Origin of the sequence: Kangsaoukella pontilimi (assembly GCF_009830125.1) — a bacterium.
Taxonomy (GTDB): Bacteria; Pseudomonadota; Alphaproteobacteria; order Rhodobacterales; family Rhodobacteraceae; genus Kangsaoukella; species Kangsaoukella pontilimi.
Map to the genome: position 1 here is coordinate 515903 of NZ_WUPT01000001.1, position 16115 is coordinate 532017.

At 62.5% G+C, this 16115-nt stretch carries 14 protein-coding genes; 8 read left to right on the forward strand and 6 right to left on the reverse strand.

All coding sequences use genetic code 11. The features are described from left to right. Positions 1-51: 51 nt before the first annotated feature. Entirely contained in the window at positions 52-684 is a 633-nt protein-coding gene (locus tag GQ651_RS02680) for a TetR family transcriptional regulator C-terminal domain-containing protein (RefSeq protein ID WP_160762669.1), read from the reverse strand. Positions 685-859: 175 nt separating this feature from the next. Here GQ651_RS02680 and GQ651_RS02685 point away from each other — a divergent pair, with 175 nt between their 5' ends. The 8 genes from GQ651_RS02685 (at position 860) to GQ651_RS02720 (ending at position 9339) form a co-directional block, all read left to right on the forward strand. Continuing rightward, positions 860-2182 carry an aspartate aminotransferase family protein gene (locus GQ651_RS02685; RefSeq protein ID WP_160762670.1) on the forward strand — a complete coding sequence of 441 codons (1323 nt, stop codon included), beginning with the start codon at positions 860-862 and terminating at the stop codon, positions 2180-2182. 20 nt (positions 2183-2202) lie between these two features. Next, positions 2203-3453: a Zn-dependent hydrolase gene (locus GQ651_RS02690; protein ID WP_160762671.1), complete on the forward strand. Its 1251-nt coding sequence runs from the start codon at positions 2203-2205 to the stop codon at positions 3451-3453. Positions 3454-3568: 115 nt separating this feature from the next. Next, positions 3569-5023 (forward strand): dihydropyrimidinase, encoded by a 1455-nt coding sequence (gene hydA / locus GQ651_RS02695; RefSeq protein ID WP_160762672.1) that lies wholly within the window; start codon positions 3569-3571, stop codon positions 5021-5023. Beyond that, complete coding sequence (locus GQ651_RS02700; protein ID WP_160762673.1) at positions 5023-5523, forward strand: DUF4240 domain-containing protein; 501 nt, start codon at positions 5023-5025, stop codon at positions 5521-5523. The genes hydA and GQ651_RS02700 overlap by 1 nt, the downstream gene beginning before the upstream one ends. Before the next feature lie 10 nt (positions 5524-5533). Beyond that, positions 5534-6331 (forward strand): ABC transporter ATP-binding protein, encoded by a 798-nt coding sequence (locus tag GQ651_RS02705; RefSeq protein ID WP_160763919.1) that lies wholly within the window; start codon positions 5534-5536, stop codon positions 6329-6331. Continuing rightward, positions 6328-7353, forward strand: coding sequence for an ABC transporter permease (locus GQ651_RS02710; RefSeq protein ID WP_319637297.1), 1026 nt, complete (start codon positions 6328-6330; stop codon positions 7351-7353). Before GQ651_RS02705 ends, GQ651_RS02710 begins: the two co-directional genes overlap by 4 nt. Beyond that, complete coding sequence (locus GQ651_RS02715; RefSeq protein ID WP_160762674.1) at positions 7350-8300, forward strand: ABC transporter permease; 951 nt, start codon at positions 7350-7352, stop codon at positions 8298-8300. The genes GQ651_RS02710 and GQ651_RS02715 overlap by 4 nt, the downstream gene beginning before the upstream one ends. A gap of 43 nt (positions 8301-8343) precedes the next feature. After that, positions 8344-9339, forward strand: a complete 996-nt coding sequence (locus GQ651_RS02720; protein ID WP_160762675.1) for an ABC transporter substrate-binding protein — start codon at positions 8344-8346, stop codon at positions 9337-9339. Between the two features lie 357 nt (positions 9340-9696). On the opposite strand, the gene GQ651_RS02725 is transcribed toward GQ651_RS02720, so the two are convergent. The 5 genes from GQ651_RS02725 to GQ651_RS02745 all read right to left on the reverse strand — a co-directional run bounded on the left by GQ651_RS02725 (position 9697) and on the right by GQ651_RS02745 (position 16063). After that, the gene (locus tag GQ651_RS02725; RefSeq protein ID WP_160762676.1) at positions 9697-10983 is read right to left on the reverse strand and encodes a PRC-barrel domain-containing protein; all 1287 of its coding nucleotides are present in this window, start codon (positions 10981-10983) and stop codon (positions 9697-9699) included. 323 nt (positions 10984-11306) lie between these two features. Next, positions 11307-13265 (reverse strand): acetate--CoA ligase, encoded by a 1959-nt coding sequence (gene acs, locus GQ651_RS02730; protein WP_160762677.1) that lies wholly within the window; start codon positions 13263-13265, stop codon positions 11307-11309. A 74-nt stretch (positions 13266-13339) separates the two neighbouring features. Next, a complete protein-coding gene (locus GQ651_RS02735) occupies positions 13340-14095 on the reverse strand; it encodes an ABC transporter ATP-binding protein (protein ID WP_160762678.1) in 756 nt (251 codons plus the stop codon). Between the two features lie 12 nt (positions 14096-14107). Further along, complete coding sequence (locus GQ651_RS02740; protein ID WP_160762679.1) at positions 14108-14866, reverse strand: ABC transporter ATP-binding protein; 759 nt, start codon at positions 14864-14866, stop codon at positions 14108-14110. A gap of 12 nt (positions 14867-14878) precedes the next feature. Continuing rightward, complete coding sequence (locus GQ651_RS02745) at positions 14879-16063, reverse strand: branched-chain amino acid ABC transporter permease (RefSeq protein WP_160763921.1); 1185 nt, start codon at positions 16061-16063, stop codon at positions 14879-14881. Between the last annotated feature and the right edge of the window lie 52 nt (positions 16064-16115).

The following is a 16115-nucleotide window of genomic DNA, read 5'->3' on the forward strand; positions in this document are numbered from 1 at the left end:
CGATTCCCCGAATCGCGCCCCCACCATCTTTCCGGTTTAGACCTCGAATCCTTAGATCGGGTTAACGCCGCCGGGCGTCAGGGCGCGGCGGTAGAAATCGGACAGGAAGGCAGCCGCCTGGTCCAGATGCTCGCTGTCCTCGGGCGCAAGGATGCCCCGCACCTGAGCGTCGAAATCGGCGTAATGCTGGGTCGTCGCCCAGATCGAAAAAATCAGGTGATGTGGGTCGACAGGGGCCAGTCTCCCCGCGCGCTCCCACGCTCGGATGATCCCGGCGGTCTCGTCGACGAGGTCCCGGAGCGGCCCCTTGATCTGGTCCAGAATGCGCGGCGCGCCCTGCACGATCTCGTTTGCGAAAAGCCGGCTTTCGCGCGGAAACTCCCGGCTCATCTGAAGTTTGCGCATGACGTAGGACAAAAGTTCTTCAACCGGGTCGCCCGACGCGTCGATCTCGCGCATGGGGTCGAGCCAAGTGTCCAGAAGCGTCGACAGAAGCTGCGTGTAGATCTCTTCCTTCGACGCGAAATAATAAAGCACGTTCGGCTTCGACAGCCCGGCCGCATCCGCGATCTGGTCCAGCGTCGCGCCCCGGAAGCCTTCGGTCGAGAACACGCCCAACGCCCCGTCCAGAATCGCCTCGCGGTTCTTCTTCTGAATGCGGGTCCGGGGGCGTTCGACGTTCAAACTTTTTTCCTTGTTTCACATTTCATGCGGCGCAAGATGACGCGCGCAAGTTTTGAGCATTTGCCAAGCAGACGGGCGTTTCCCGGTTCCGGTGCTTGACTGCCCTATACGCTCTGCTAGCGTGATCCTGACCATTTGGTCAAACAATTTGAGGCCTTCTCCCAGAGGTATGAAAATGGCTCTCGACCGTCCCAAAGTGCCAAACGACCTGTCCGCGTTCTGGATGCCCTTCACGGCGAACCGGCAGTTCAAGAAAGCGCCCCGCATGTTCGTGGGCGCCAAGGACATGCATTACACAACCGCCGACGGCCGCGAGGTGCTGGACGGGACGGCGGGTCTCTGGTGCTGCAACGCGGGCCACTGCCGCCCCAAGATCACCGAGGCGATCCAGAAGCAGGCGGCCGAGCTCGACTATGCGCCGGCCTTTCAGATGGGCCACCCGCGCGCATTCGAGCTGGCAAGCGCTCTGCGCGACATCGCGCCCGAGGGCATGGAACATGTCTTCTTCACCAACTCGGGCTCGGAAAGCGTCGAGACCGCGCTGAAAATCGCGCTGGCCTATCACCGCGCGCGGGGCGAGGGGCACCGGACCCGGCTGGTCGGCCGGGAAAAGGGCTATCACGGCGTCAATTTCGGCGGGATTTCGGTGGGGGGCATCACGAACAACAAGCGGATGTTCCCGTCCTTGCCGAACGTCACGCATATCCCGGCCACCCATCTTAAGGAAAACGCCTTTTCGCGCGGTCAGCCCGAGCACGGCGCGGACCTTGCCGACGAGCTGGAGCGTCAGGCGGCCATCTATGGCGGCGAGACCATCGCGGCCTGCATCGTCGAACCGGTGGCGGGGTCTGCGGGCGTGATCCTGCCGCCCAAAGGGTATCTGGAGCGGCTGCGCGCGATCTGCGATCGTCATGGCATTCTGCTGATCTTCGACGAGGTCATCACCGGCTTTGGCCGCATGGGGGCGCCCTTCGCCGCGCAACGCTTTGGCGTGATGCCCGACCTTATCACCTGCGCCAAGGGCCTGACCTCGGGTGTCATTCCGATGGGCGCGGTTCTGGCCACCTCGGCCATTCACGACGCCTTCATGGAAGGTCCCGAGCACGTGATCGAGTTCTTCCACGGCTACACCTATTCCGGCACGCCCATCGCTGCCGCAGCCGGTCTGGCGACGCTTGAGACCTACAAGGAAGAGGGGCTGTTCGAGCGGGCGCTGGAGATGGAGGAATACTGGGGCGACGCCGTACATTCGCTCGCCGACCATCCCCATGTGATCGACGTCAGGAACCTCGGGCTGATCGGCGCGATCGAGCTTGAGCCCATCGCGGGCGAGCCGACCAAGCGCGCCTTCTCGGCCTTCCTGGATGCTTACGAGAAAGGCATCCTGATCCGCACGACCGGGGACATCATCGCGATGTCGCCGCCGCTGATCATCGAGAAGGCGCATATCGACCAGCTGGTCGGCACGCTGTCGGACGTGCTGAAACGCGTACACTAGGACCAACACGGGGGAGAGACATGGCCGCACCTGCCGCCAACATGAAGATCGATGGCGACCGGCTTTGGGACAGCCTGATGGAAATGGCCAAGATCGGGCCGGGCGTCGCGGGCGGGAACAACCGCCAGACGTTGACCGACGAGGATGCCGAGGGCCGCGCGCTGTTCCGGAAATGGTGCGAAGAGGCCGGCCTGACCATGGGCGTCGACGAGATGGGCAACATGTTCATGCGACGCGAGGGGACGGACCCCGACGCGCTTCCGGTCTATGTGGGCAGTCACCTCGATACTCAGCCCACGGGCGGCAAGTATGACGGAGTTCTGGGCGTCCTCGGCGGGTTGGAGGTGATCCGCACGTTGAACGATCTGGATATCCGCACGAAGCATCCCATCGTCGTCACCAACTGGACGAACGAAGAGGGCACGCGGTTCGCGCCCGCCATGCTGGCCTCGGGCGTTTTCGCGGGCAAGCACGGGCTGGACTGGGCCTATGACCGGGTCGACGCCAAGGGCAAACGCTTTGGCGACGAGCTGGAGCGGATCGGCTGGAAGGGCGAGGAAAAGGTCGGCGCGCGAGACATGCACGCCTTTTTCGAGCTGCACATCGAACAGGGCCCGATCCTGGAGGCCGAGGGCAAGGAGATCGGGGTCGTCACTCACGGTCAGGGCCTGCGCTGGATCGAATGCACGGTGACGGGCAAGGAGAGCCATACCGGCTCGACGCCCATGCATATGCGGAAGAACGCAGGGCGTGGGCTGGCTCTGGTGACCGAGCTGGTCCACGAGATCGCGATGAAGAACCAGCCGAATGCCGTGGGGGCCATTGGCCATATCGACGTCTATCCCAACAGCCGCAACATCATTCCGGGCAAGGTGGTCTTCACCGTCGACATGCGGACACACCTGCTCGACAAGCTGAATGGCATGGTCGCGGAATTCATGGAGCGCGCGCCCGCGCTCTGTGAGGAGATCGGTGTCGAATTCGCATGCGAGATCGTCGGCCAGTTCGACCCGCCCGCCTTCGACGAGGGCTGCGTAGCGGCGGTCCGGAATGCGGCCGAGCGGCTGGGCTACAGCCATATGGACATCGTCTCGGGCGCGGGCCACGACGCCTGCTGGATTAACGACGTGGCGCCGACCGCCATGGTCATGTGCCCCTGCGTCGATGGTCTGAGCCACAACGAGGCGGAAGAGATCAGCAAGGAGTGGGCGGCCGCGGGAGCGGATGTCCTGTTCCACGCGGTCGTGGAGACCGCGGAGATCGTGGAATGAGCAAAACTCTTGAAAAGAGTTTTGGCCAATTCCTTCAAAAGGAATTGGTGTTGGGGGCGCTGCCCCCAAACCCCCGGGATATTTAGGGGCCGATAATGAGACAAAGGGGAGCGATATGAGCACAGTCATCAAGAACGGCACCGTGGTGACCGCCGATCTGAGTTACGAGGCGGACGTGTTGATCGAGGACGGCGTGATCGTCCAGATCGGCAAGGGCCTGAAGGGCGATCGAGAGCTGGATGCGACCGGTTGCTACGTGATGCCGGGCGGAATCGACCCTCATACGCATCTCGAAATGCCGTTCATGGGCACCTATTCCTCTGATGACTTCGAGTCGGGAACGCGCGCCGCGCTGTCGGGCGGCACCACCATGGTCGTAGACTTCGTTCTGCCGTCACCCGGTCAGGGTCTGCTCGATGCCAAGCAGATGTGGCACAACAAGTCCACGCGGGCCAATTGCGACTATTCCTACCACATGGCCGTGACCTGGTGGGGCGAGCAGGTCTTCGACGAGATGAAGACAGTGATCGAGCAGGAAGGCATCACCACCTTCAAGCATTTCATGGCCTACAAGGGCGCGCTGATGGTCAATGACGACGAGCTTTACGCGTCGTTCCAGCGTCTGGCCGAACTGGGCGGTATCGCCATGGTCCATGCCGAGAACGGCGATGTGGTGGCCGAGCTGTCCGCGAAGCTTCTGGCCGAGGGGAACACGGGCCCCGAGGCGCATGCCTATTCGCGGCCCTCTCAGGTCGAGGGCGAGGCCACCAATCGAGCCATCATGATCGCTGATATGGCGGGCGTGCCGCTGTACGTCGTGCATACCTCTTGCGAAGAGGCGCATGAGGCGATCCGGCGCGCCAAGCAGCAGGGCAAGCGCGTCTGGGGTGAGCCTTTGATCCAGCACCTGACGCTGGATGAGACCGAGTATTTCAACAAGGACTGGGACCATGCAGCGCGCCGCGTGATGTCGCCGCCCTTTCGGAACAAGCAGCATCAGGACAGTCTCTGGGCAGGGCTCCAGTCGGGGTCACTGTCCGTTGTCGCGACCGACCACTGCGCCTTTACCACCGAGCAGAAGCGCTTCGGGGTGGGGGACTTCACCAAGATCCCCAACGGCACCGGCGGTCTGGAAGACCGGATGCCGATGCTCTGGACCCATGGGGTGAACACGGGCCGTCTGACGCCAAACGAATTCGTGGCTGTGACCTCGACCAATATCGCGAAGATTCTCAACTGCTATCCGAAGAAGGGCGCGATCCTGGTCGGCGCGGATGCCGATATCGTGGTCTGGGACCCGGAAAAGACCAAGACGATCAGCGCCAAGACCCAGCAATCGGCAATCGACTACAACGTCTTCGAGGGCAAGCAGGTGAAGGGCCTGCCGCGCTTCACCCTGAACCGTGGCCATTTGGCCGTCCATGACGGCGATATCCGCACGCAGGAGGGCCATGGCGAATTCGTCAAGCGCGAGGCCAACAACCCGGTCAACAAGGCGCTCTCGTCGTGGAAGGAACTGACGGCGCCGCGCCCGGTCGAGCGGACGGGCATACCGGCAACGGGTGTTTGATGGTCAAGACGCTTAGCGACCGCTTCTGGAGTATCATCGACGCCACCGTCGACGACGACGAGGACCGCCAGATCGAGGCTCTGACCGAAGTGCTCGAAAAGCTCTCGATCGAACAGCTTGTGGCCTATGACCGTGATTTCCATGCCGCCTCTTCCGCCGCCTATCGCTGGGACCTCTGGGGCGCGGCCTATATCATCAATGGCGGCTGTTCTGATGACGGGTTCATGGATTTCAGGTCGTGGCTGATTGCGCAGGGGCGGGCCGTCTACGAGGCGGCGCTGGCGAGTCCGGAAAGCCTAGCAGACCATATCCAGTCGGATTACGCGATGTTCGAGGAATTCGCCTATGTCCATCTGGAGATCTACGAGGAGAAGACGGGTGATCTCTTCCCGTCCGACGATCTTTCACATCCAAGTGAACCGGTGGGGGTGAAGTGGCAGGAAGAAAAACTGGACGACATGTTTCCCCTCCTGACGAAGAAGGTGAAGAGCTTTGAGTGAAGCTGCCGCAATACAAGCGCCGGGACCGGCGGATGTGGTCATTGGGGCGGACAATGTCTCTCTGACGTTCCAGACGAATGACGGCCCTGTCCACGCGCTGAAGGACGTGAATCTCACCGTCGAACGGGGGGAGTTCGTGTCCTTCATCGGGCCGTCGGGTTGCGGGAAGACCACTTTCCTGCGCGCCATCGCGGCGCTGGAGCATCCGACCGGCGGCACGCTCAGCGTCAACGGCATGACGCCGGACGAGGCGCGGCGGGCGCGCGCCTATGGCTATGTGTTCCAGGCGGCTGGGCTGTACCCGTGGCGGACGATTGCGGGGAACATCCGTCTGCCCTTGGAGATAATGGGCTACTCGAAGTCCGAGATGGACGAGAGGGTGAAGAACGTCCTGGAACTCGTTGAATTGTCCGGGTTCGGAAAGAAGTACCCCTGGCAGTTGTCGGGAGGGATGCAGCAGCGTGCCTCGATCGCGCGGGCGCTGGCTTTCGACGCGGATATCCTCCTGATGGATGAGCCTTTCGGGGCGCTAGACGAGATCGTGCGCGACCGTCTGAACGAGGAATTGCTCAGCCTCTGGGCGCGGACCGGCAAGACCATCGGCTTCGTCACGCATTCGATCCCCGAGGCGGTCTACCTCTCGACCAAGATCGTCGTGATGAGCCCGCGACCGGGCCGGATCACCGACGTGATCGAAAGCCCGCTGCCGAAGGAGCGCCCGCTCGATATCCGTGACACGCCCGAGTTCATCGAGGTGGCGCATCGTGTGCGGGATGGCCTCCGAGCGGGGCATGGGGACGAATTGTGACGGACACGCCGGTCAGCGGAGCAGGGGGCGGCATCGGCCGCACGGCGCGCGCATCATGGGTTGCGCGTGCGTTGTCGGGTGGCCTTTTGCCCGTTGTCACTGTCGTTATCGCGATCCTTGCGATCTGGTACGTCGCAGTCGTTCCGATGAACATCAAGGAAGTCCTGACCCAGCAGGAGCGCGCGGGCGCCGAAATTGTGCCGCCATCGGCTGCCGAGCGGCGGGATGCGGGCCGTTGGGGGCTGGTCTTCAACAATTTCGACCTGATCGGGCCGAGCTGGTCGATGGAGCGCGCCCGGCTTCCTGCCCCGCATCAGGTGGCGCAGGAACTCTGGGCCTCGACTTGGGACGAGGAGGTCAACGGGCGGCGCGGCATCGTGCGGTCGGGGACGCTGTCCAATCGCTCGCTCATTTATCACGGTGGCGTCACGCTGGGGGCGACCGTGGTGGGCTTCCTCATCGGGGCGGCGCTCGGCGTCGCGCTGGCGGTCGGTATCGTCTACAGCCGCGTCATGGACCTGTCGGTCATGCCCTGGGCCATCATCAGCCAGACGATCCCCATCGTGGCGCTGGCGCCGATGATCATCGTGGTGCTTTATTCCGTGGGCTTATCCGGGCTTGTCGCCAAGGCGGTGATCTCGGCTTACCTGTCCTTTTTCCCGGTGGTCGTGGGCATGGTGAAGGGGCTGCGGTCGCCCGACCAGATGCAGATGGACCTGCTCCATACCTACAATGCCACGCCCGCCCAACAGTTCTGGCGGCTCCGGCTTCCATCGTCTGTCCCGTACCTCTTCGCCTCGCTCAAGATCGGGATCGCGGCCTCGCTTGTGGGCGCCATCGTGGGCGAATTGCCGGTCCAGCGGGGCGGGCTTGGCGCGCGGATGCTGGGCGGCAGCTATTACGGTCAGACCGAACAGATCTGGGCCGCGCTTTTCGCAGCCGCCGTGCTGGCAGCGGGCCTCGTCTGGCTGATCGGCTGGATCGAGCGGCGGACACTTCGCGCCATGGGAGCGCCGACATGACCCGGCTCACCGTCGCACTCGGGCCGGGCAGGGCGCTGGCGATCTACCTCGGAGCATTCGTGGCGCTTGCCGTTCTGGGTCTATTTGCTGCCGAGGCGGTGGGGGCCGGTATCGTGGTCTGGCTCGCGCTTCTGGCCTTCCTTGGCTGGCATCTGATCGACGCCCTTTCGCGATGGGACGGAATGCCAAGGGCCGCTTTCACGGTCGCGCCGCTCGCTCTGGGTGCAGTCGTCCTTATCGGCTGGGAGGCGGTCGTCCGCGCCCTTGGCGTGCCTCCGGTGATCCTGCCGCCGCCAAGCGCGATCGCGGCGACCTTCGCCGGAAACCTGCCGACACTCTGGGCGGATTTCGTGCAGACGATCCTCAAAGGTGCCTTGTCCGGCTACGTCATCGGCTGCCTTTTCGCGCTTGGCGTCGCCATCCTGGTCGACCGCTACGACTTCTTCCGCCGTGGCCTCTTGCCGGTGGGCAACTTCATGGCGGCGCTACCCATCGTCGGGACCGCGCCGATCCTTGTCATGTGGTTCGGGTTCGACTGGCAGTCGAAAGCGGCGGTCGTCGTGGTCATGGTGTTCTTCCCGATGCTGGTGAACATCGTGGCGGGCCTTGCCGACACGACCCAGATGCAGCGCGATCTGATGCGGACCTATTCGGCCAGTTACTGGCAGACCCTGCACAGGTTGCGACTTCCGGCGGCCTTGCCTTTCATTTTCAACGGGCTGAAGATTTCGGCAACGCTCGCGCTCATTGGCGCGATCGTGGCCGAATTCTTCGGGTCACCCACGGTAGGGCTCGGTTTCCGGATCAATGCCTCGCTAGGGCAACTGGCGCTGGATATGGTCTGGTCGGTGATCGTTGTTGCGGCGATTGCGGGGTCGCTTCTGTATGGCGCGCTGACGCTGATCGAAAATCGTCTGACCTTCTGGCACCCGTCGCAGCGGCAATGAAATGAACAAGACAACAAAGTCAAAACAAAGGGGAGTAGAACTCATGCACAAGACTTTGATCGGGAGCGCGCTTGCGCTCACCATGGGCGCAGGCAGCGCCATGGCCGGAGGCCACCTGGAAGAGGTTCGCCTTCAGCTTCAGTGGGTCACGCAGGCCCAGTTCGCGGGCTACTACGTGGCGCTGGAAAAGGGCTATTACGAGGAAGAAGGTCTCGACGTGACCATCCTTCCCGGCGGTCCCGACATCGCCCCGCCGCAGGTTCTGGCCGGCGGTGGCGCGGACGTCATGCTGAACTGGATGCCGTCGGCGCTGGCCGCCCGCGAAAAGGGCCTGCCGGTGGTCAACATCGCCCAGCCCTTCAAGTCGTCGGGCCTGATGCTGACCTGCTGGAAGGACACCGGCATCACCAGCCCCGAGGACTTCAAGGGCAAGACCATCGGCGTCTGGTTCTTCGGCAACGAATACCCGTTCCTGAGCTGGATGAGCCAGGAAGGCATCTCGACCGATGGCGGCGAGGACGGTGTCACGATCCTGAAGCAGGGCTTCAACGTGGATCCTCTGTTGCAGCGTCAGGCCGACTGCATCTCGACCATGACCTACAACGAATACGGTCAGGTTCTGGATGCGGGCGTGTCGGAAGACGAGCTCGTGACCTTCAAATATGAGGATCAGGGCGTCGCGACGCTGGAAGACGGCATGTATGTGCTGGAAGAGAACCTCGCCGACCCGGCCTTCAAGGAAAAGATGGTCAAGTTCGTCCGCGCCTCGATGAAGGGCTGGAAGGACGCCGAGGCGAACCCGGAAGAGGCAGCCGAGATCGTTCTCGACTATGACGAGACCGGTGCTCAGACCGAGGCCCACCAGAAGCGCATGATGGGCGAGATCGCCAAGCTGACGGCGGGCTCCAACGGAACGCTCGACCCAGCGGACTTCGAGCGTACGGTCAACACGCTGCTCGCCGGCGGTTCGGACCCGGTCATCACGGCAGTGCCGGAGGGTGCCTGGACCCACGACATCACGGATGAAGCGCTGAACTAAGCGCTTCAGACAGTGCTGAGGGAACGGGCGCGGGGGAAACCTCGCGCCCTTTTCTGTGGCAGGTCTGCCATCGCCCGGCAGGCTTTTGCCGACAATTCGCGCGGTCATGTTGCGCGACAGGGCCGACTCATGGCTTTTTGGATTCCGAGCGTGGGGGCACACCGCGCCGAGGCAGGCAAAAGAGTCGAGTCATGGCAGATATTTTGAAAATGGCCCTTCGGGGGCCAAACCACCGCCGTTATGCGCTGACGCTTTGGCGCAAATGGTGGCGCCGCGCGATTTGAGCAGGCGTTGATATGAAAAAGGCCACCCCCGTTAGGGGATGGCCCTTCTTCTCTACGGCTGGATCAGCCGAGATTACATGCTGGCATGTTCGCTCAGCGTCACATCATCGTCGATGATGGTGACGGCGTCGCGGTCATACTCGGGCATCGCTTCAAGGTCGGCTTCGGTCATGCCATCCAGAACGAACGCTTCGCCGTTCCAACCCAGACGATTCATCTCCAGCGCGACGTCATGCTCGCCAAGGCCGAGGAAACCACCCACGCCCACGAGCGCGACAAGCGTGCCGTTCTGCGTGGCCAGGTCTTCGATCTCGCCGATCTCTTCGCCGGAAGCGGTCAGAACGGGCATGCCTTCCAACTCGTTGACGCGCATGTCGGCGATGTCAGCGAATTCGTTTTCCAGCTTTTCCATCCAGTCCGAGACGCCTTCAGCAGCAGCGCCAGCAACGGCAGCTGTCTCGGCGGCGGCGTCCTCAACCGCGTTCTCGGTCGCTTCACCGGCCTCAGCCAGTTCCTGACCGGCTTCTTCAGCGGCATTCTCGGTCGCGGCAGCGGCGTTCTCAGCCATCTGCTCGGTCTCGGCTGCGGCGTTCTCGAGAGCGTTCTCGGTCGCTTCGCCGGCCTCAGCCAGTTCCTGACCGGCTTCTTCAGCGGCATTCTCGGTCGCCGCAGCAGCGTTCTCGGCCATCTGCTCGGTCTCGGCGGCGGCATTCTCAACCGCGTTCTCGGTCGCCTGAGCGGCATCGGCCAGCTCGTCGCCGGCAGCTTCAGCAGTCATTTCCGCTTCGGCGGCCAGTTCTTCGGCTTCCTGTTCGACCTCACCCTGGCGCGCTTCGGCCAGCTGTTCGGTCTCGGTTTCACCTTCTTCGTTGCTCATCTCTTCGGCGCGGGCAACGTCTTCACCCGTAGGCGTTTCCGTTTGCGTGGCGTCCATTTCGGTGCCGGCAGTCATCTGGCCTTCGGTTCCGGTTCGCGTGCGGAAGGTATCGTCTTCGGCAAGGCGGGTCTGTTCGAGCTCTTCGGTCCACTCGGGAAGAGCGCGAAGCTCTTCCTCGGTCATCGACACGATCATCTGCGTGCCGTCATATTCGAGGTTTTCGAGGTCAACCGCGACGGAATGCTCGCCAAGGCCAAGGAAACCGCCCACGCCGACAACGGCCTGAAGTTTGCTGTCGAGGATGACGAAATTGTCGATCTCACCCACATCTTCACCGGCCTCACTGATCACGTTCATGCCGATCAGGTCGGCGATACGGCGGTCGGCGACATCGCCCCACTGCTGGTCGAGGCCTTCGTTCCAGCCCGCGGCCCAGTTCTGCTGCGTGCTCGCAGACGCTTCGGCGTCGGCGTTGGTATTCATGGTATGTTGTTCGGCGAAAGCGGCGCCGGTGCTGACCGCAAGAATTGCGGCGCTTACGTACAATTTGCTCTTAAAGGTCATAGCGTCCTCCGATGACTCATTACGAGACCAAAATGCGGCGGAGGCTGACCTGTTCCCGAATAGAAATTATTTTTTTCCACCCGGAACAAAGTCCGCTTCTGAATAGTTAATGACACGTGAGGTATCTGTTTTTCGTAAATAAAACAGCGTTATGAGTGTTGCGGAGCGTAATCCGCAATCGTGAAAGCAAAACGCCCCGGACGATGTCCGGGGCGTTTCGCGTTTCAGGTGGCTGCCCGCGGTCAGCCGCGGTTCATGCGGTTCTCGATCAGGTCGTCCACGACCTCGGGCTCGGCCAGCGTAGAGGTATCGCCAAGCGCGCCGTAGTCGTTCTCGGCGATCTTGCGCAGGATGCGGCGCATGATCTTTCCCGAACGGGTTTTCGGCAGACCGGGTGCGAATTGCAGCAGGTCCGGCTTGGCGATGGGGCCGATTTCCGAGCGCACCCAGGTCTCGAGTTCCTTGCGCAGCTCGTCCGAAGGCTCCACGCCACCCATCAGCGTCACATAGGCATAGATGCCCTGACCCTTGATTTTGTGCGGGTACCCGACGACGGCAGCCTCTGCCACGGCCTCATGAGCAACCAGCGCGCTTTCCACCTCGGCGGTGCCCATCCGGTGGCCCGAGACGTTGATCACGTCGTCCACGCGGCCCGTGATCCAGTAATAGCCATCCGCGTCGCGGCGGCAGCCGTCCCCCGAGAAGTAGTAGTTCTTGTAGTCGGCGAAATACGTCTTCTCGAACCGTTCGTGGTCGCCCCAGACCGTCCGCATCTGCGCGGGCCAGCTGTCTTTTATGCAGAGCACCCCCTCGGCTTCGGTGGTCGTGATCTCTTCGCCGGTCTGCGGCTCGAGGATAACCGGTTGCACACCGAAGAAGGGTAGGGTGGCGGAGCCCGGCTTGGTCGGGATCGCGCCCGGCAGCGAAGTCAGAAGGTGGCCGCCCGTCTCGGTCTGCCACCAAGTGTCGACGATCGGCACGTTCTGGTGACCGACATGCTTGTGATACCAGTCCCATGCCTCGGGGTTGATCGGTTCGCCCACGGTACCGAGCACCTTGAGCGACGACAGGTCGTACTTGTCGACGAACTCCGGCCCTTTGCCCATCAGCGCACGGATGGCGGTGGGGGCGGTGTAGAATTGGTTGACCTTGTGTTTGTCGCACACTTCCCAGAAGCGGCCGGCATCGGGGTAGGTGGGCACGCCCTCGAACATGATCGTAGTCGCGCCGTTCGCGAGCGGGCCATAGACGATATAGCTGTGGCCAGTGACCCAGCCCACGTCGGCGGTGCACCAGAAGATATCCCCGTCGTGATAGTCGAAGACATACTGATGGGTCATCGACGCGTAGACGAGGTAGCCGCCCGACGTATGGACAACGCCCTTGGGCTGGCCGGTCGAGCCGGAAGTGTAGAGGATGAAGAGTGGATCTTCGGCGCCCATCTCTTCCGGCGGGCAGGCATCTTCCACGCCGGCTTCCATCTCGTGCAGCCAGTGGTCGCGGCCTGCTTCCATTGGCACGTCGCCGCCGGTGCGCTTGACTACCAGCATCTTCACGTCGCCTTCGACCTTGCCGAACGCCTTGTCCGCATTGGTCTTGAGCGGCGTGTTCCGCCCGCCACGGGGCGCCTCGTCGGCGGTGATGACCACCTTGGCGCCGCACTGGTTCACCCGCGCGGCTAGAGCGTCGGGCGAGAAACCGGCGAAGACGATGGAGTGGATCGCGCCAATCCGCGCGCAGGCCAGCATCGCAAAGGCGGCCTGCGGGATCATGGGAAGGTAGATGACGACGCGGTCACCCTTTTCCACGCCCATATCCTTCAGCACGTTGGCGAATTTGCCCACATGACTGGCAAGCTGGTTGTAGCTGATATGCTGCGCCTCGGCGTTCGGATCGTCCGGCTCCCAGATGATCGCGGTCTGGTCGCCGCGCGTGGCCAGGTGGCGGTCGACGCAGTTCGCGGCGACGTTCAGCGTGCCGTCCTCGTACCAGCGGATATCGATGTTTCCGGGCGCGAAGGAAGTGTTCTTGACCTTGGTATAGGGCTTGATCCAGTCGATGCGCTTGCCGTGCTCACCCCAGAAGCCCTCGGGGTCTTCGATGGATTGCTTGTACATCGCGTCGTATTTGGCGCGGTCCGCATGAGCGTGCCGCACGATGTCTTCGGTCGGAAAATACATTCCGTCACGGTGGTCCAGCATGGTGGTCCCTCCTGGTCTTCGTCGTGTTCTTGTTCTGTGGCGGGCCGTCCTGTGAGGGGCGGCCCCGAGGATCATCAGATGGCGAGGTACTGCGCGCGCAGCTTTTCGTCTTCCAGCACCTTCTGCGCGCTGTCGTCATAGACGACGCTTCCGGTATCGAGGATGACGGCCCGATCCGCCAGCTTGAGCGCCGCAACGGCGTTCTGCTCGACGATGATCGTCGTGATGCCCTGATCGCGGATGATGCTCAGCGTCTTGGCGATTTCCTGCACGATGACCGGCGCAAGGCCCTCATAGGGTTCATCCAGCAGAAGCACCTTGATGTCCCGTGCCAGCGCCCGCGCGATGGCAAGCATCTGCTGTTCGCCGCCCGACAGCGTCACGCCGTCCTGCTTGCGGCGCTCGCCGAGACGCGGGAAGAGCTCGTAGATCCGCTCCAGCGACCAGCCGATCGGCGGGGCGATCTGCGCCAGTTGCAGGTTCTCCTCGACCGTAAGGCCGGGGATGATGCGCCGGTCTTCGGGCACAAGCGCGATACCCGCCTGGCTGGCCTCGTAGCTCTTCATCTTGTGAAGCGGCTTGTGGTCCAGCCAGATCTCGCCGTGGCGGAGTTCCGGGTTGTCCATCCGCGCGATGGTCCGCAGCGTCGTGGTCTTGCCAGCGCCGTTCCGGCCGAGAAGGGCGAGGATCTCGCCTTCGTGGACGTTGAAGCTGACATCCTGAACGATGTAGCTTTCGCCGTAATAGCTCTCGATGTTCCAGACCGAGAGATAGGCCGGCGCCGTCGCGGCGTTGTTGGCGTTTTTGTTGAACGGTTTTTCGTCAAGCATCGGTCATTCCCCTCAGTGCTGGCTTTCGCCCAGATAGGCTTCCTGAACCTTCGGGTTGCCCTTGATGTTTTCCGGAGTGTCCTCGACGAGGGGGGTGCCCTGCGCCAGCACGGTGATCCGCTCGGCCAGCGAGAAGACGACATGCATGTCGTGCTCGATGATGCACATGGTGATGTCGCGCTTCTGCTTGATCTCCTTGAGCAGGTCGATCGTGTTGTTGGTATCGGCCCGCGCCATGCCCGCCGTCGGCTCGTCGAGAAGCAGTAGCTTGGGTTCCTGCACGAGGCACATCGCCATCTCAAGACGGCGCTTGTCGCCCCGGCTCATCGAGGCCGAATGCATGTTCCGCTTGTCGAGCATATTGACATCGTCAAGCATCTGCTCGGCCTTCTCGATCAGTTCCTTCTCATGAAAGACTTGCTCGAACGCGTGCATCCGGAACGCTCCGTCGCGTTTGGCAAAGCATGGGATCAGCATGTTTTCCATGACCGTCAGGTCACCGAAGATCTCGGGCGTCTGGAACACCCGGCTGATACCCATCTGGTTGATCTCGTGCGGCTTGCGCCCCAGCACGGACTGTCCGTCGAACATGACCGAGCCGGTGTCGGGGATCAGCTTGCCGACGAGGCAGTTGAGAAGCGTGGACTTGCCCGCGCCGTTGGGTCCGATGATGGCGTGGACGGTGTTCTCCTCGACCGAGAGGTTCACATTGCCCAGTGCCTGGAGGCCCCCGAAGCGCTTTCCAACGCCTTTGACTTCAAGAATACCCATCTGAGTCTCTCCTTATTCCGCGGGGGTCTTGGCTGCGTCGTCCGACTTCTTCCGGCGGAAGAGGCGGGCAATGCGCTGTCCGCCCTCGACGAGGCCGCCGGGCAGGAAGATCACGACCAGCATGAAGACGATGCCAAGGGTCAGGTGCCAGCCCTTGCCGATGAAGGGGTACAGGATGAACACAACCGCGTCCTCAAGACCGTCCGGCAGGAAGGCGAACCAGTCGTGCAGGATGGTCGAGTTGATCTTGGAAATGATGTTCTCCATGTACTTGATCAGACCCGCACCCAGAACCGGCCCGATAAGCGTGCCGACGCCGCCGAGGATCGCCATCAGGACGACTTCGCCCGATGCGGTCCAGAACATGCGCTCCGGTCCGACCTGGGTGTCCATCGCGACCATCAGGCCACCGGCAAGACCGGCATACATGCCCGAGATGACGAAAGCGGCCAGTGTGTAGGGCTTGGAGTTCAGGCCGGTGTAGTTCATCCGCTGCTGGTTCGACTTGACCGCGCGCAGCATCATGCCGAAGGGCGAGCGGAAGATGCGGATCGAGACATAGAAGCCGATCAGCATGACCAGAGCCGCGATGTAGTAGCCCGCGTTGAAGGTGAAGAGCCAGTCGCCCACCGCCAACTCGTAGCTTGTCCGCATGTCGATGCCAAAGAGGTTGGCGCGCCCGATCTCTCCCGGTGCGAGGTTCGACAGAAGCGGGCTGTCGGTGGACTTGAGCTGCAGGCCCGTCTCGCCGCCGGTGATCGGCGTCAGGACCGAATAGGCGAGCGCATAAGACATCTGCGCGAAGGCGAGCGTCAGGATCGAGAAGTAGATGCCCGAGCGCCGGAGCGAGATGAAGCCCACGAAGAGCGCAAAGAGCCCTGCAAAGACGATCGACATGATGATCGCCGGGATCACGTTGAGCGTGAGCAGCTTCATCATCCAGATCGCGGCATAGGACCCCACACCCAGGAAGGCCGCGTGGCCGAAGGACAGGTATCCGGTCAGCCCGAACAGGATATTGAAGCCGATGGCGAAGATGCCGAAGATCACGAAGCGCTGCATCAGGTCGGGATATCCGGCGTTGAACTGCGCCAAGTCCGAGCCTTCGGGGAAGGGGTTCAGGATGAAGGGCGCCAGCATTGTCAGGATCGCGACGATGATCAGAAGCGTCGTATCCTTGGCGTTCAGCCCGAAGATACCCCGGCTTGGGGCCGCCGTCTTGGTGGCCCGTGCGGGCTTGGCGGCGACG

Coding starts and splice junctions, on each gene's coding strand:
- GQ651_RS02685 (WP_160762670.1), top strand. CDS start 860: ATGGCTCTCGACCGTCCCAAAGTGCCAAACGACCTGTCCGCGTTCTGG.
- GQ651_RS02690 (WP_160762671.1), top strand. CDS start 2,203: ATGGCCGCACCTGCCGCCAACATGAAGATCGATGGCGACCGGCTTTGG.
- hydA (WP_160762672.1), top strand. CDS start 3,569: ATGAGCACAGTCATCAAGAACGGCACCGTGGTGACCGCCGATCTGAGT.
- GQ651_RS02700 (WP_160762673.1), top strand. CDS start 5,023: ATGGTCAAGACGCTTAGCGACCGCTTCTGGAGTATCATCGACGCCACC.
- GQ651_RS02715 (WP_160762674.1), top strand. CDS start 7,350: ATGACCCGGCTCACCGTCGCACTCGGGCCGGGCAGGGCGCTGGCGATC.
- GQ651_RS02720 (WP_160762675.1), top strand. CDS start 8,344: ATGCACAAGACTTTGATCGGGAGCGCGCTTGCGCTCACCATGGGCGCA.
- GQ651_RS02725 (WP_160762676.1), bottom strand. CDS start 10,983: ATGAATACCAACGCCGACGCCGAAGCGTCTGCGAGCACGCAGCAGAAC.
- acs (WP_160762677.1), bottom strand. CDS start 13,265: ATGCTGGACCACCGTGACGGAATGTATTTTCCGACCGAAGACATCGTG.
- GQ651_RS02735 (WP_160762678.1), bottom strand. CDS start 14,095: ATGCTTGACGAAAAACCGTTCAACAAAAACGCCAACAACGCCGCGACG.
- GQ651_RS02740 (WP_160762679.1), bottom strand. CDS start 14,866: ATGGGTATTCTTGAAGTCAAAGGCGTTGGAAAGCGCTTCGGGGGCCTC.